Consider the following 14,186-nt stretch of genomic DNA (forward strand, 5'->3'; position numbering starts at 1 on the left):
ACCCCCCTCTCAGATGATTGACCGGCAGGCGGGGCTGGGCTTACTGCCCTGCGCTGGCGCGGATGCTCTCATACAGGGCAAGGTCATCACCGGTGTAGTAGTTCTCGAAGTGCTCTTCGGCCTGGGAGATGAAGGCCTCGCGGTCGACCTCGTCCTCCTCGATCACGGTGAGCGGACCGTTGTCCCGCCAGTCCTGCAGGATCTCGTCCGTCTCCTGCTCAACACATTCGCGGTTCTCAGAACGGATCTCCTTGACGGTCTCGAACACCGCCTGCTGCTGTTCCTCACTCATCTTGTCGAGGGTCGCATCGGACAGCGTGACCCAGTGAATGCTCACCTGATGGTTGTTGAGGCTGACATACTCCTGCACCTCGTCATAGCTGGCCGTCTTCGTGCCGACAACCGGGTTCTCCTGGCCATCCGCGATTCCCTGCTGCAGGGCAACATAGACCTCTTCGTAGGCCACGGCCACGGGGGAAGCGCCAAGCGCACGAGCGTTCTCCAGATACTGCGGGGTGTCCGGGAATCGGATCTGCTGGCCTTGCAGATCTTCCGGTGAACGGATCGGTTCGTTGGATGAGAACGTGCGGTTGCCGTAGAACCATCCGTCGATGATGGTCATATCGGTCTGCTCATTGAAGCTCGTGCGGAATTCCTCCGAATCATTGTCGATCCAGTTGAACGCATGGTCCACGTCGTCGAAGACATAGGCCGCCCCCAGGATGCCGATCTGCGGGTACACGGACGCCAAGCCCGCTTCCTGGAGGTCCATGTCCAAGTCTCCTGACTGCAGGGACGCCACTCGCTCGGTGTCCGGACCCAGCTGACTGTTGGGAAAGAGGTCCACGGTGATGCCGAGGTCCTCCGCTTCGATGCGCTCCTTGAACAGCTCCATGCCGCAGTAGTAATTGGGCGTGGCCTCCGATTGGCTGCTGGCGAACGACAACGTGATGTCGCCGCCGGCTTCGTCGCCGCCCTCATCGCCGGCGCCGTTGCCGCAACTGGCGAGCAGGCCGGTGATGGCGACGGCGGAAATTGCAGCTGCCGCAAGCCGGCCGGTGCGCTGGGTGGTCTTCATGGGGTTTCTCCTCATAATCTCGGGGTTGGTGGGTGGAGCGATGATGAAACGGAACGTCGCGAGCGGCCGGATCAGAATCCGAGCATGCGTGGAAGGAACATCACGACGTCAGGGAAGAACGTCACGATCAGCAGGACGATGACCATAGGGGTCAGGAACGGGAGGATGCCGCGGAAGATCTCGTCCACCGGCCGGCCCGTCACGGAGCTCATGACGTACAGGACGCTGCCGACCGGAGGCGTTAGCAACCCGATCATCAGCGACATGATCACCACGACGCCGAAGTGCACTGGATCGATACCGAAGGTCATGGCCAGAGGCAGGAGCACCGGAACCGCCACCAAGATGACTGCCGTGGCGTCAATGACCATGCCGAGCACCAACATCAGCACGATGATCAGGATCAGGAACACCAGTGGGCTCTCCGTGAATTCGGAGATCAGCCGGGACAGTTGCTGGGCCACCTGCTCCTGCGCCAGGACACGGCCCAGCATGCCGGCTGCGCCGATGATGAGCATGATCCCGCCCGTCAGGAAGACCGTCTCCTTGGCGGCCTGCCACATGCCGCGCCACGTGATCGTCCGGTAGACGCAACCGAGGACGACCATGTAAAGCCCGGCGATGCCAGCCGCCTCTGTCGGCGTGAAAAGTCCACCCATAATGCCACCCAGAATGATGACCGGGGCACCCAAGGGAGCGATCACGTTGACGGTGGCTCTCCAGAATCGGGCCGGGTCAAATGGCTGGCTTTCGAACCCTGGATGCCGCTTGATCCAGATGGCGATGTAGACGCACAGTCCTACAGCCATGAGCAATGCGGGGACGACCGAAGCGGCGAAGAGAGCGCCCGTGGAGATCGTGCCCACTGCCGCGAAGATCACGGCGGGGATACTCGGCGGCATGACCGGGCTGATCAAGGCCGAACTGGCCGTCAGCCCCGTCGCGAAGCGAAACGGATACCCGGCCTTGGTCATGGCCGGAACCTGGATCTTGCCCAAGCCGGCGGCGTCGGCCAGCGCCGAACCGCTCATCCAGGCGAATCCCACACTGGTGCCGACGTTCACGTACGCGAGGTTGCCGGGCACTCGTGCCATGGCCGCCAGACAGAACTCGAACAGCCGATCAGCAACGCCCACCTTGTTCGCCGTCACGCCCACGAGGATGAACAAGGGCACCGCGAGCAGAGGGAAGGAGTTGACCGAATCGAAGACGATCTTCAGGCTCATGCCAGCAGAGAGACCATTGGCCATGAAGTACACCAGACACGGGCCCATGATGGAGAACGCCACTGGAACCCGGAGGAACATCAGGATCAGGATGCCCAGGAAAAGGAGAAGAAGTTCCATGGTTTAGACCTCAGCTTCTTCGGCGATGAGCGCATCGGGTTCGTCGTAGTTGGCTCGGACGAGCCGGCCAATGGCCATGATGGTTCCCGAGGCGAAGCCGATCAGCGGTAGCAAGTAGAGGTACCCCAGCGGGATGCCCAGCACAGGGCTGACCCTTCGGAATCCGTCTTCCACCATGCTCCAGGCCTCCCACGTGAGGGCGAGACAGATCAGCGTCAGGAGAATGGCGGACACGGCCCGCACTACGGTTCTCCCGCGAGGCCCCTTGACGATGCCGTCGATGACCGCCACGGTGATCTGGCCGTGTTGTCCGATGAGGTATCCGACGGTGATGAAGGTGATGCCAAGGAGGGAGAAGCGAGCGATCTCCCCGGCTCCGACCCAGTTGGCGGCGGGGACGTAGCGGCCGAGTACCTGCCACAGGACTCCGACAGCGAGCGTGAAAAGGAAGAACACGGCGATGGCCAGCTCGATTCGTGCCAACCATCGGAAGAAGGGACGCGCCTGGGGCGGGGCGTCGGGGGGCGGGGTGTGGGGTGTGTCCGTCATGAGCCGGTCTCTTTCAGTGCGTCTGTGGTTCAGCTGACAAGTACGCCTGCGTGGTCTGGCACAGCAGGCGAAGGTAGTCCGCGGCCGAGAGTTCACCCCGAAGACGGACGTTGGGTACTTCCACGCTCAACCGAGTGGCGCCGCCGAGGATCTGGAGCAGTTCCCCGATTGGCCCGTCGCCCTGCCCGGGAAGCAGCCGAAGCGATCGAGATTCGATGATGTGGAGGTCTTTACCGCCGCGTTCGGCGGCGATCTCTTCCAGTTCCGCTCGGTGGTCGTCGAGGCGGGCCGGAGCATCACAGATCTGAAGGATGGGGAACAGATCGCGGTTCGCGGCCACCATGTCCAGACTGGCACCGGTTCTGATGAAGTGCAGGACATCCATTTCGACAGCACATCCGACCGTTCGAGCGATCCTGACAGCCTCGTTGAAGTCGTTCAGCGGCCGATAGGCCACCGGTTCCAGAACCGGAACGATGCCTCGATCTCGAGCATCCTCAGTGAGCCGACCGACTATTTGTTCGAAGGCCTCAAGTGATGGGTGGACCCCCACGACATTGAGATAGGACGCCCCGAGTTCCGCTCCGACATCGAGGACTGGCAGCCAATCGTCCGGGCTGGTTTCCGGGCCGACGGAGAACACCTCCAGATCCAGCACCTCCAGCCCGGTCTCGTCCAGCACTGAGGTGATGTTGCGAAATCCGGACGTTGACGTATCCAACGGAAACTCGGGATCTCCATCCCCCACGGGGGAGGCTCGCAGTCCGATGGCGGAGAATCCGGCGGCTGCTGCTGCCCTGATGTATGCGGTGGGACTCAGGTCCAGGGCACTCAAGGGCGCGACCCCCAACGGGATGCGTTCTTCGGGAGACATCACCACTCCACTCCACAAATAGTTGGTCAAATACTGGAACGTCATTCCATATTTGACGCTCTAGCTGAGTACAGTAGCACTCGACCGGCATTGGTTGAGACATAGATCACGGAAGCGTTGCTCGCGGTGCTTTCCCTGCACGCAGACGGGCATACCGCGCACGAAAGGAACTTGGACCATGACAACTGACATCAAGATCGGGCTGGTTGGAGCAGGACTGATTGGACGTGAACACGCCAAATACTGCGGAATCGCCAACGGCGTGGAGCTGGCCGGCATTGCAGACCCATCTCCGGAGTCCGCCGAGACGGCCCAGATGTACGGCGTTTCCCACTTCACCGACTACGGTGCGATGTTCCGAAGCGGGGACGTCCAGGCTGTCATCGCGGCGGTTCCCAATGCCATGCACACCGACGTGGCATTGGCAGCGATGGCTGCGGGGCTGCCGGTCTTGGTGGAGAAGCCGCTGGCTGAGTCACTCGAAGCCGGGCAGCGCATTGTGGACGAGTCTGCACAGACCGGGGTTCCCGTTCTGGTCGGCCATCAGAGGCGGTACGCCCCGGACATCGCCGCAGCCAAGGCCTTCATCGATGAAGGCGGTGTGGGTGAGGTGGTCTCCGTAGCCATTCTCAGCACGTGGCGTAAGAACGAGGAGTACTTCCAGGCCCCGTGGCGGACGGCCCCAGGCGCCGGACCTGTCTTGATCAACCTCATCCATGACATCGATGCCATCCGCCACCTAGTCGGGGATATCGAGAGCGTGGTGTCCCTGGGCTCATCCACGGCGCGCGGGTTCCAGATAGCCGATACCGTGGGCGCGGTCATGAGGTTCGCCAACGGGGCCATCGGCACCGCGTTGGCCAGCGATGCGGCCGTATCCCCTTGGTGCTGGGATCTCACCTCCGGATACGGCGCATACTTCCCGGATCCACCGGCAGGCGATGTCTACTTCATTTCGGGCACGGAAGCCTCCATTTCCCTACCTTCCCTCACTGTCTCCCGCCATGATGGAATCGCCCACTGGCAGGTTCCTCTGAAGCAGAGCACTCTTCCGCGGGTCGAAGCCAACCCCTATGTAGCCCAGTTGGAGCATTTCGGCGCGGTCGCCCGCAAGGAGGCCACCCCTCTGGTCACTGCAGCAGATGCCCTTCAGAGTCTCGAGGTGGCCCTCTCCATCGACTCCTCGTCAGATGTTCCCGCCTCACGGAAGGCTGCCCTGTGACTACCCCTATCTGGACCAATCGCTTCGATGGACAGGTCATCTTGGTCACGGGAGCGGCTGGCGGGCTCGGCCGCACTTCAGTCGAGCGGTTGGCCGCCGAGGGTGCCATAGTCGTTGCCACGGACCTGAAGAGTCCGGACAACCTCGCAGGGCACAGCGGCGCCTTCCTGGCAATGGAACTGGACGTCACCCGTGCCGATCATTGGCGGGTTGCCGTCGACTCCGCCGTGGAGCAATTCGGACGCCTCGATGGCCTGCTGATGTGTCACGGTGCCCAGGGACCAGAAGCCGACGTTGAGCGTATCGCTCTGGAAGACTGGCAACGCACGCTGCGCATCAACCTGGATTCATGCTTCCTCGGCCTTCAGGCGGTGATGCCCACGATGAAGCGACAGTCCTACGGGCGGGTGGCAGTTTTGTCCTCGATCTCCGGGCGCGAAGGGAACGCTTCGATGTCCGCCTATTCCACGTCCAAGGCTGCGGTCATCGCCCTCGTCAAATCCGTCGCGAAGGAGGCAGCCGCCGACGGGATCACCATCAATGCCGTGGCTCCCTCGATGTTCCAGACGCCCCTGCTGCAGCACCTCAGCGAGGAGCGCAATGCGGCCCTTCTCTCCCGCGTGCCGATGGGACGCATCGGGCAGCCGTTGGAGTTTGCAGCGCTGGCCGCGTGGCTGTTGTCCGCGGAGTGCAGCTATACCACCGGGCAGGTCTTGGATCTCAGCGGTGGGCGCTACGCGGGCTCGTAGAGGAAGCTCCATCGTCAATCTCACTCGCCGCCAGGGACGCCAGCAACTGCAGGCCCTCCGCCGACGCCGAGCCCGGCTCGGCGGTGTAGACCACCATGGCCAGCCCCTCCTCGGCGGTGATCGCCAGCTCCTCGTAGGCCAGCACCAGCTCGCCGACCTGCGGGTGGTTGAAGCGCTTGATGCCGGCGCCGTGGGTCCGCACGTCATGGGCGGCCCACAGCGTCCGGAAGGTCTCGCTCTGGGTGGACAGCTCGCCCACCAGGTCCTGGATGGCGCGGTTCTGCGGGTCCCGGCCGGCCTCGGCCCGCATACTGCCCACGCACATGTGCGCGAACCGGTCCCACTCGGGGTAGAAGTCCCGGGAGGCGGGATCCAGGAATTGGAACCGGGCGAGGTTGGGGGTGCGGCCGCCGTCGCCGATCACGGGCGAGTAGAACGCCCTTCCCAGCCGATTGACGGCCACCAGGTCCTGGACCTGGTTTCGCACGAAGGCCGCGGCGCCCTGCATGGACTCCAGGGTCCACTGCAGGCTCTCCCGTGGCTGCCGCGGCGCGGAGGTGGGCCTGCGGTGGCGCCCGGACGTCGGGATGCCGTCGGCAGCGCGGGCCAGGTCGAACAGGTGGGCCCGTTCGGTCTCGTTGAGCATCAGGGCGCGGCTCAGGGCATCCAGCACCGACGCCGACGCCCCGGCGATCGCACCGCGCTCCAGCTTCGTGTAATACTCCACGCTGACCCCCGCCAGAGTGGCGACCTCATGGCGCCGCAGCCCCGGCACCCGGCGGTTCCCGCCTCCCGGCAGCCCGGCCCGCTCCGGGGTGACCTTGGCGCGCCGCGACATGAGGAACTCGCGCACCTCGGCCTTGTTGTCCATCACGTCAGCGTAAGCCAGGCCGGGGACGGTGAAGGAGTCCACCGCGGTACCCCTCTCGGCAGGGACTCCCCCAGGCCGGGCGGCCCGTGGTTGGCTGGAGCCAGATACCCATCGACACACGGAACCCCCAGGGTTCAGCTCCATCCACCAGAAGGAGATGCACATGCGCGCAGTCATCATGGACGCCCCCGGCCAGATCACCGTCGGCGAGCGCCAGGATCCGAGGATCATCGAACCGACCGACGCCGTCGTCCGGCTCACGGCCACCTGCATCTGCGGCTCGGACCTGTGGCCATACCGTGGCGTGGAACCGGCGGACCACACCCCCATGGGTCATGAGTACGTGGGCATCGTGGAAGAGGTCGGGGCCGAGGTCACCACCGTGAGGCCCGGGGACTTCGTCGTCGGGTCCTTCGTCATCTCCTGTGGCCGGTGTGAGATCTGCCGGTCCGGCTACCCCTCCCGCTGCGTCCACGCCGTGTTCGTGGCCGGCAACATCGGCACCCAGTCGGAGAAGGCGCGCATCCCCTTCGCTGACGGCACCCTCGTCGCCACCCCCGGCCAGCCGGATGCGGACCTCATCCCCTCCCTGCTCGCCGCCTCGGACGTGCTCGGCACCGGCTGGTTCGCGGCCGACGCCGCCGGGGCCGGCCCGGGCAAGACCGTTGCCGTGGTCGGCGATGGCGCCGTGGGCCTCATGGGCGTGCTGGCCGCCCAGCAGCTCGGGGCCGAGCGCATCATCGCCATGTCCCGCCATGCCGACCGCCAGGCCCTGGCCCGCGAGTACGGCGCCACGGACATCGTCACCGAACGTGGGGACGAGGGTGCCGCCCGGATCAAGGAGCTCACGAACGGGCTCGGTGCCCACAGCGTGATCGAGGCCGTCGGCACCGAGGAGTCCTTCCTGCAGGCCATCCGCTCCACCCGCCCCGGAGGCCACATCGGGTTCGTCGGCGTGGCCCATGAGGGCGTGACCCTGCCCATGGACGGGGTCTTCTTCGCTCAGGTGCACCTGCACGGCGGGCCGGCTCCGGTGCGCCGATACCTTCCCGAGCTGATCCAGCTCATCTGGGACCGCAAGATCAACCCCGGCACGGTCTTCGACCTCACCCTCCCGCTCGACCAGGCGTCCGAGGGCTACCTGGCCATGCACGAACGCCGCGCCACCAAGGTCATGCTCACGCTCTGAAAGGCACACCATGGGACTCGAGGACCTACTCGCGGCGCTGAACGCCGGCGAGACCATCACGGGAGACTCATCCCTGCACGAGGTTATGCACCGCACCAGTCAGGACGCGCTGCGCCTCACCGGGGAACTCAACGGCGGCTACCACGAGCCGGCCCGCGTCCGGGAGCTACTGTCCGAGTTGTTCGGCCGGCCGGTGCCGGAGACGGTGATGCTGTTCCCGCCCTTCCGCACCGACTTCGGTAAGAACACCGTCCTCGGCGATCGGGTCTTCCTCAACTCCGGCTGCGCCTTCCAGGACCAGGGCGGCATCACCATCGGGAACGGCTGCCAGATCGGGCACAACACGGTCATCGCGACCCTGAACCACGCCCTCGATCCGGAGCGCCGCCTGGACATGCACCCGGCGCCCGTGGTGATCGGGACCAACGTCTGGATCGGGTCCAACGCGACGATCCTGCCGGGCGTGACCATCGGGGACAACGCAGTGGTGGCCGCGGCCGCCGTGGTGACGAAGGACGTGCCGGCGGACTCCGTGGTCGTCGGCTCGCCGGCCCGGGTGGTGAGATCCGTGAGTAGCCCACCGACCACGTTGACGGCAACGCCATAATCATTGACACCATGGTCCAGCGGGTCTGCACCGGATGGCAGCTTGCGGGGCATGGCCGCGGCGGGCCCACCAGAGCGGGCAGCACCGACCGGACATCAACGGGGAACGGAGTCCACCTATGGGCGTGGTGATGACGATGGCTGGCGTAGGGGTGATCGTCCTGGGGCTGCGGGACATGTTCCACAGCCTCCTGCACCCCGAGGGACAGGGTTCCCTGAGCCGGCTGGTGCTCTCGGGCGTGTGGCGGATCTCAAGGATGACCGGTCACCGGCTGGGCTCGGCCACCGGCCCGGGCGGCATGGTGGCCGTCATCCTGATGTGGGTGCTCCTGCAGTCGATCGGCTGGGCCCTGGTCTACCTGCCACACGTCCCGGCGGGATTCGCCTACTCCGGCGTGGAACCGGCACGGTATCCGGAGTTCGCCGAGGCGCTCTACCTGTCTCTCACCACCCTCTCCACCGTCGGTTTCGGGGACGTCGTCGCCATCGATCCCTGGATCAGGCTCGCCGCCCCGCTTCAGGCGCTGACTGGATTCGCGCTCCTGACCGCGGCCTTGACGTGGTTCACACAGGTCTACCCGCCGCTCATGCGCCGCCGCGCCCTGGCTCTGGAGCTGTACCACCTGGGCGACGCTCGCTACGCCGATGGCGTCGAAGAGATGAACCCCGTGGTGGTGGCCGGCCTCATGGACCGGGTGTCCGGACAGGTCGAACAGGTGGGTATCGACCTGGTCCAGCACACCGAGAGCTACTTCTTCGTGGAGAAGGATCCCGATCTGGCCCTGCCGCGGCAATTGCCTCGGGCCCTGGAACTCCGGAACGCGATACAGCACTCACCGGCCCCGGAGCTCAGCATCGGTGCACACCGACTCTCCGCCGCCCTGGACCGCCTGGGGGACATCCTCGCCAGTGATTTCGTCACCGGAGAGAACACCGAGGACGTCTTCGGCGCCTATGCGTCCGACCACCGGCGAGCGCGCTGAGCCGCACTTTCCGCGTCCTCGTGAGGCCGAGAGGAGGCCAGCGGCAGCTCAGTCGACCGCGGTACCTCGCACTCCCTCCAGCGCCGATCCGTTGCCGTGCTGGCTGCTGGAGATGACACTGAGCTTGCCGTTGGTCTCCAGCACCACGGCCTTCACGAGGGACAGGTCCCCGATGCCCTGTTGCCTCACGGCCTGGCGCAGCTCGGACTCGGTGAGGCGGTTGCGCGTCAGGGCCCTCTGGCGCACCTGACCATCGACCAGCAGCAGCACGGGCTGTGCCGTGAGCGCGCCCCGCAGGCGGGGCCACCGCGCCGCGACCGAGGCCACCAGGAACTGCAGCCCCGCCAGCAGGGCCAACGCGAGCAGCCCCTCCACGAAGGAGACGTCGGTGCTGAGCAGAATGGTCGCCAAGGTCGAGCCCAGAGACACGGTGACCACGAAGTCGAAGGCGTTGAGCTGGCCCAGGGTGCGCTTCCCCGAGACTCGCAGCACGAGGACCAGTGCGGCATACGCGGCCGACCCGACCAGGAGAATCCGCAGGAGGTCCGCCCAGGAGTCAAACCACACTCAGGGCGCCCCCTCGATCAGCGGCGACTTTGAGACCTCGCATTGGGTCAGGCCAACGCCGCAAGAAGGTCGGCGCAGGCCTGCTCACAGCGGCGGCAGGCCTCGGCGCAGACCCGGCAGTGCTCGTGCATCTGAGCGTGGCGCTCGCATTCCTCGGCGCAGGCCCGACAGGCGGCGAGGCAGGCCTCGATCAGCGCACGGGTCACGCCGGGGTTGTCACCGGTGCGCCGGGTGAGGACTCGCCCCGTGGCCGCACAGAGATCGGCACAGTCCAGATTGATGCTGATGCACCCGGTCAGGTCCGCCACCATATCCTCGGCCAGACAGGCGTCGGCGCAGGCGGTGCACGTCTGGGCGCACTCGAAACACGCTTCGATGCAAGCCGCCAGCGTGTCCCGGCTCACCGGTCCCAGGTCCTTGGGGTAGGTGTCCAACATCGTGCTCACGTGATGGGTCATGACGAGCTCCTTCATCGATCAAGGTGTCCGACGGTGTGGCCGGGGCCCCGACCACACCGTCGACCGTAGACCGACCGCCGGCCCCCAGTGAAGGGCCCCCTCACGCCGGCTCCAGGGCCGGAGCGTCAGGCCTTCGTGGTCTCCGGACGAGAGGGACTCTGGATGACCGTCATCCCCGCCTCAGTCTGGCCAGCGCCCTCGTCCGGCATCGCCGGTCCGTCCAGGTCCTGGATGTCCTGCCGAGACCGGTCACGGGAGGAGATCAGCGCCGTAAGGCTGACCGCGGAGAAAAGAATCCACATCCCCGCCACCGGGGAGAGGGACCCGCCTCCGGCGGTGACCAGGACGGTGGCGATCATCGGCGTGAACCCGGCACCCAGGGTGGAGGCCATCTGGTAACCGATCGAGGTGCCTGAATAGCGCACCGAGGTGGGGAACAACTCACCGGCGTAGGCCCCGTAGGGGCCGGCGGTGAAGCCCTGCACCGTGGAGAGGCCGAGGAAGATGGCCAGCAGGAACGCCGCCGTCGTGCCCATCTCCAGCAACCACATCACGGGGAAGGCCAGGACCATGGCCCCGATGTTGCCGGCGATGAGGATCTTGCGGCGCCCCAGGCGATCGGAGAGCTTCGAGGCCAGGATGATCATGGCGATGGTGGCCACGCCACCGAGGGCCTTCATGTTCAGCACCTCCGTGGGCGCGAGCACGGCCTGCTGCACCGCGTAGGAGATGGCCCAGGCGCCCATGAGACCCTGGGCCATCTGCCCGGAGAGCCCGGCACCGAGTGCGGTCAACAGGGCCCGAGGGTGCTCGCGGAACAGCTCCGCCACGGGCACGCGCGCCTTCTTCTTCTCGCTGCGCTCGGAGAGCTCACGGAAGACGCGGGACTCGGAGACCCGCATGCGGATGAAGATGGCCAGCATCATCAGCACGGCCGAGAACAGGAAGGGCACACGCCAGCCCCATTCCAGGAAGGCGTCCCCCGGCAGCGCGGCCATGGCGGACAGGATCAGTGTGCCGGCGATGGTCCCGGCAGGTGCTCCCATGTAGGCGAACGCCGAGGCGAATCCGCGGGACTCCTTCTTGGCGTTCTCGAAGGCCAGCAGCATGGCACCGCCCCACTCACCGCCGACGGCGATGCCCTGCAGCAGGCGGAGGGTGACCAGCAGGATCGGCGCCCAGATACCGATCTGATCACTGGTGGGCAGCAGACCGATCAGCGTCGAGGCGATCCCCATGATCAGCACCGTGCCGATCAGGATGGCCTTGCGTCCGATCCGGTCGCCCAGGTTGCCGAAGATGATGCCGCCGAGCGGCCGGGCGATGTAGCCGATGGCCAGGGTGCCGAACGAGACGAACAATCCGGTGGCCGGATCCAGATCGGAGAAGAAGATCTGGTTGAAGACGATGCCGGCGGCCGTGGCGTAGAGGATGAAGTCGTAGTACTCCACGGCGGTGCCGAGGAAGCTGGAGAACAGGATGCGGCGCATCTCTGCCGGCGGCGCGTGGTAGGCGCCCCCGGGTGTGGTGGTCGTGGTGCTCATGGTCGGGTCCTCCTGGGTCATGATGCGCTCGTGACGGCGTCGCGGACGGCCGGGCCGGCGTCGTGAGTGATGGTGTGGTGCGAAACGTCCGAGCCCTGGCCTGCGGAAGGGCCGAAGGGGATGATCTCCAGGTCCTCCGGGATCGTCAGCGGACCGCCGTAGGTGCTGCGGGCCTTCATCCAGGCCTCCGGCGGGGAGTAGCTCGGGACGAGGTGATGGAGTGCCAAACACCCGACGCCGGCCGCGGCCGCGATCTGTCCGGCCTGCTCCGCCGTGGTGTGGGCACGGCGGTGGTGCGCCATGGTGGCCTGGAGCATCGGCGCGTCCGTGTAGCGCCGGGCCAGCTCGTCCAGATTGATGGCCTCATGCAGCAGCAGGTCCGTACCCCGGGCAAGCTTGACCATGTTCTCGCACGGCGCCGTGTCACCGGAGATGGTGACGGAGCCCGCTTCGGTGTCGAAGCGGAACGCGAAGGCGGGGGCGGTCGGATGGTGGGAGACCAGGATGGCCGTGACGGTGACATTCTCATCCCGGAAGACCTCGAACGGTTCCATGGCCGGGGATACCTGGTGGTCCGGGTCGAAACCGCAGCCTCCCGGGATCTCGATGTCCCGCGGCTGGAACTGCTCGGCCGGGCTGGTGGCCAAGGAGTCGAAGATCCGGTCATTGCAGTCGGTGGCGTAGGCGGCCAGCAAGCCTTGCACCAGTCCGGACACCCCGGGCGTCGGGTTCTCCGGAGCCACCGGGACGGGGACCTCCGTGGCATGCGCGGACAGAGGGGGCAGCTTGCCACGGTCACCGGGACCGACGATCGGGATCGGCCCGCGAGGAGAGTTCTTCAACTCGAAGGCACCGAACAGCAGCAGCGAGGGCAGGTCCACGGTGTGATCCGAGTGCATATGCGTGACGAAGACCCCGCCGAGGTCCTTCATCATCAGGCCGGCGGTGTTCGCCTGCCGGCCTGCACCCTGGCCGCAGTCCACCAGGTACCAGGTGTCATTGACGACCACCGCGGTGGCGATGCCGGAGCGGGGCTGGCCTCGATGGTCCTGCCACCAGCGGGGGCCACCGGCGGTTCCGAGGGTGATGACGTAGGGGGTGTGCGCCATGGGTGCGTATCCTTCAGTTGATCTCAGCGATCCCCAGCCTTGTGCTCCACGTCACTTTTGTCGAGCTATAGTTTCTTGCCAGAGACACAAGGAGAACTTATGAATGACGTGACACTGCGCCAGTTGGAGTACTTCGCTGCGATCGCCGAGACCGGATCGGCGACGCTCGCGGCACAGCACTGCCATGTCACGCAGGCGGCCGTCAGCCTCGCCCTCACCCAGCTGGAGCGAAGCCTGGGTGCCACGCTCGTGGTGCGCCGGCGTGGGAGGGGCATTTCCTTGACCCCCGAGGGGCAGGCGGTCGCCGCCCGGGCGAGGCTCATCATCGATCAGGTGGAGGAGATCGGCTCCGTGGTCCGGGGGCTGCACGGCGAACTCTCGGGGCGGCTCACCCTCGGCGTCTTCAGCACACTGGCTCGGGACACCATCCCTGCCCTGCTGGACTGGTTCGTCACGCGCCACCCGGCAGTGGAGCTGGACTTCATCGAAGGTTCCGGCCCCGAGATCCAGGAGGCCATGCTGGCCGGGCGTGCCCAGCTGTGTGTCATCTATGAGGCGCAGCTGATGCCGGACTGCCACGGTGAGGCCCTCACGTCCAGCCGCAGACTCGTGGTGCTGGGCGCCGAACATCCCCTGGCCTCGGAAGCCGAGCTCCAGTTGGCGGACCTCGCGCCCTACCCCGGCATCTTCGTGGCAGAGGAGCCAGCCTTCCAGCGGACCCTGGCCGAGTTCGCGGCAGCAGGGGTGGAGCCGTATGTTCCCTGGCGGTCAGCCAGCGTTCCCGCCATCCACAACGTGGTGGGACGCAATCTGGCCTATTCCCTGTTGATGCAGCCGGTGTCCAGCAGCCCGGAGGGCCGGCCATTGGTCTACCGACCCCTCGCCGGTCCCAACCCGCGCAATGCCGTGATGGTGGCGCGCCCGCACGGGGTGTCCGCGAGCGCCCTCGTCCAGGAGGCTCTCGAGGCACTCCGGGAGCACTGGTCGTCATCGGCGGCGTCGCAACCCCATCAGTAGTGGGGGGGGGGGGGGGGGGGGGGG

15 protein-coding genes are annotated in these 14,186 nt (G+C 66.2%); 6 read left to right on the forward strand and 9 right to left on the reverse strand.

The genetic code is table 11. From position 1 onward, the window contains the following. Positions 1-40 precede the first annotated feature (40 nt). The 4 genes from dctP to RUH65_RS12525 all read right to left on the reverse strand — a co-directional run bounded on the left by dctP (position 41) and on the right by RUH65_RS12525 (position 3,892). The gene (gene dctP, locus RUH65_RS12510) at positions 41-1,078 is read right to left on the reverse strand and encodes a TRAP transporter substrate-binding protein DctP (protein ID WP_313817812.1); all 1,038 of its coding nucleotides are present in this window, start codon (positions 1,076-1,078) and stop codon (positions 41-43) included. A 71-nt stretch (positions 1,079-1,149) separates the two neighbouring features. Continuing rightward, positions 1,150-2,424, reverse strand: a complete 1,275-nt coding sequence (locus RUH65_RS12515; protein ID WP_313817813.1) for a TRAP transporter large permease — start codon at positions 2,422-2,424, stop codon at positions 1,150-1,152. Between the two features lie 3 nt (positions 2,425-2,427). After that, positions 2,428-2,973: a TRAP transporter small permease subunit gene (locus tag RUH65_RS12520; RefSeq protein WP_313817814.1), complete on the reverse strand. Its 546-nt coding sequence runs from the start codon at positions 2,971-2,973 to the stop codon at positions 2,428-2,430. A 13-nt stretch (positions 2,974-2,986) separates the two neighbouring features. Further along, positions 2,987-3,892 carry a TIM barrel protein gene (locus RUH65_RS12525; protein WP_313817815.1) on the reverse strand — a complete coding sequence of 302 codons (906 nt, stop codon included), beginning with the start codon at positions 3,890-3,892 and terminating at the stop codon, positions 2,987-2,989. 133 nt (positions 3,893-4,025) lie between these two features. On the opposite strand from RUH65_RS12525, the gene RUH65_RS12530 reads away from it, so the two are divergent. Both RUH65_RS12530 and RUH65_RS12535 read left to right on the forward strand, forming a co-directional pair. Further along, positions 4,026-5,069 (forward strand): Gfo/Idh/MocA family oxidoreductase, encoded by a 1,044-nt coding sequence (locus tag RUH65_RS12530; RefSeq protein ID WP_313817816.1) that lies wholly within the window; start codon positions 4,026-4,028, stop codon positions 5,067-5,069. Beyond that, complete coding sequence (locus RUH65_RS12535) at positions 5,066-5,818, forward strand: SDR family NAD(P)-dependent oxidoreductase (RefSeq protein ID WP_313817818.1); 753 nt, start codon at positions 5,066-5,068, stop codon at positions 5,816-5,818. Before RUH65_RS12530 ends, RUH65_RS12535 begins: the two co-directional genes overlap by 4 nt. On the opposite strand, the gene RUH65_RS12540 is transcribed toward RUH65_RS12535, so the two are convergent. Then, on the reverse strand, positions 5,790-6,689 hold the full coding sequence (locus RUH65_RS12540) for a helix-turn-helix transcriptional regulator (RefSeq protein WP_313817827.1): 900 nt from the start codon (positions 6,687-6,689) through the stop codon (positions 5,790-5,792). The two genes, RUH65_RS12535 and RUH65_RS12540, sit on opposite strands and share 29 nt — an antisense overlap. Before the next feature lie 163 nt (positions 6,690-6,852). On the opposite strand from RUH65_RS12540, the gene RUH65_RS12545 reads away from it, so the two are divergent. From RUH65_RS12545 to RUH65_RS12555, 3 genes are all read left to right on the forward strand, one after another. After that, positions 6,853-7,878 carry a zinc-dependent alcohol dehydrogenase family protein gene (locus RUH65_RS12545; protein ID WP_313817819.1) on the forward strand — a complete coding sequence of 342 codons (1,026 nt, stop codon included), beginning with the start codon at positions 6,853-6,855 and terminating at the stop codon, positions 7,876-7,878. A 10-nt stretch (positions 7,879-7,888) separates the two neighbouring features. Continuing rightward, a complete protein-coding gene (locus tag RUH65_RS12550; protein ID WP_313817820.1) occupies positions 7,889-8,485 on the forward strand; it encodes a DapH/DapD/GlmU-related protein in 597 nt (198 codons plus the stop codon). 136 nt (positions 8,486-8,621) lie between these two features. Continuing rightward, positions 8,622-9,467: a potassium channel family protein gene (locus RUH65_RS12555; RefSeq protein ID WP_313817821.1), complete on the forward strand. Its 846-nt coding sequence runs from the start codon at positions 8,622-8,624 to the stop codon at positions 9,465-9,467. 48 nt (positions 9,468-9,515) lie between these two features. On the opposite strand, the gene RUH65_RS12560 is transcribed toward RUH65_RS12555, so the two are convergent. From RUH65_RS12560 to RUH65_RS12575, 4 genes are all read right to left on the reverse strand, one after another. Next, positions 9,516-10,034, reverse strand: coding sequence for a YetF domain-containing protein (locus tag RUH65_RS12560; protein ID WP_313817822.1), 519 nt, complete (start codon positions 10,032-10,034; stop codon positions 9,516-9,518). Positions 10,035-10,081: 47 nt separating this feature from the next. Continuing rightward, positions 10,082-10,492 (reverse strand): four-helix bundle copper-binding protein, encoded by a 411-nt coding sequence (locus RUH65_RS12565; protein WP_313817828.1) that lies wholly within the window; start codon positions 10,490-10,492, stop codon positions 10,082-10,084. A 125-nt stretch (positions 10,493-10,617) separates the two neighbouring features. Then, entirely contained in the window at positions 10,618-12,036 is a 1,419-nt protein-coding gene (locus RUH65_RS12570; RefSeq protein WP_313817824.1) for an MFS transporter, read from the reverse strand. Between the two features lie 17 nt (positions 12,037-12,053). Beyond that, positions 12,054-13,145, reverse strand: a complete 1,092-nt coding sequence (locus RUH65_RS12575) for an MBL fold metallo-hydrolase (RefSeq protein ID WP_313817825.1) — start codon at positions 13,143-13,145, stop codon at positions 12,054-12,056. A gap of 99 nt (positions 13,146-13,244) precedes the next feature. Between RUH65_RS12575 and RUH65_RS12580 the strand changes: the two genes are divergently transcribed. After that, positions 13,245-14,162: a LysR family transcriptional regulator gene (locus RUH65_RS12580; protein WP_313817826.1), complete on the forward strand. Its 918-nt coding sequence runs from the start codon at positions 13,245-13,247 to the stop codon at positions 14,160-14,162. The last annotated feature ends 24 nt before the right edge of the window (positions 14,163-14,186 follow it).

Origin of the sequence: Citricoccus sp. (genome assembly GCF_032154715.1) — a bacterium.
Classification (GTDB): Bacteria; Actinomycetota; Actinomycetes; order Actinomycetales; family Micrococcaceae; genus Citricoccus.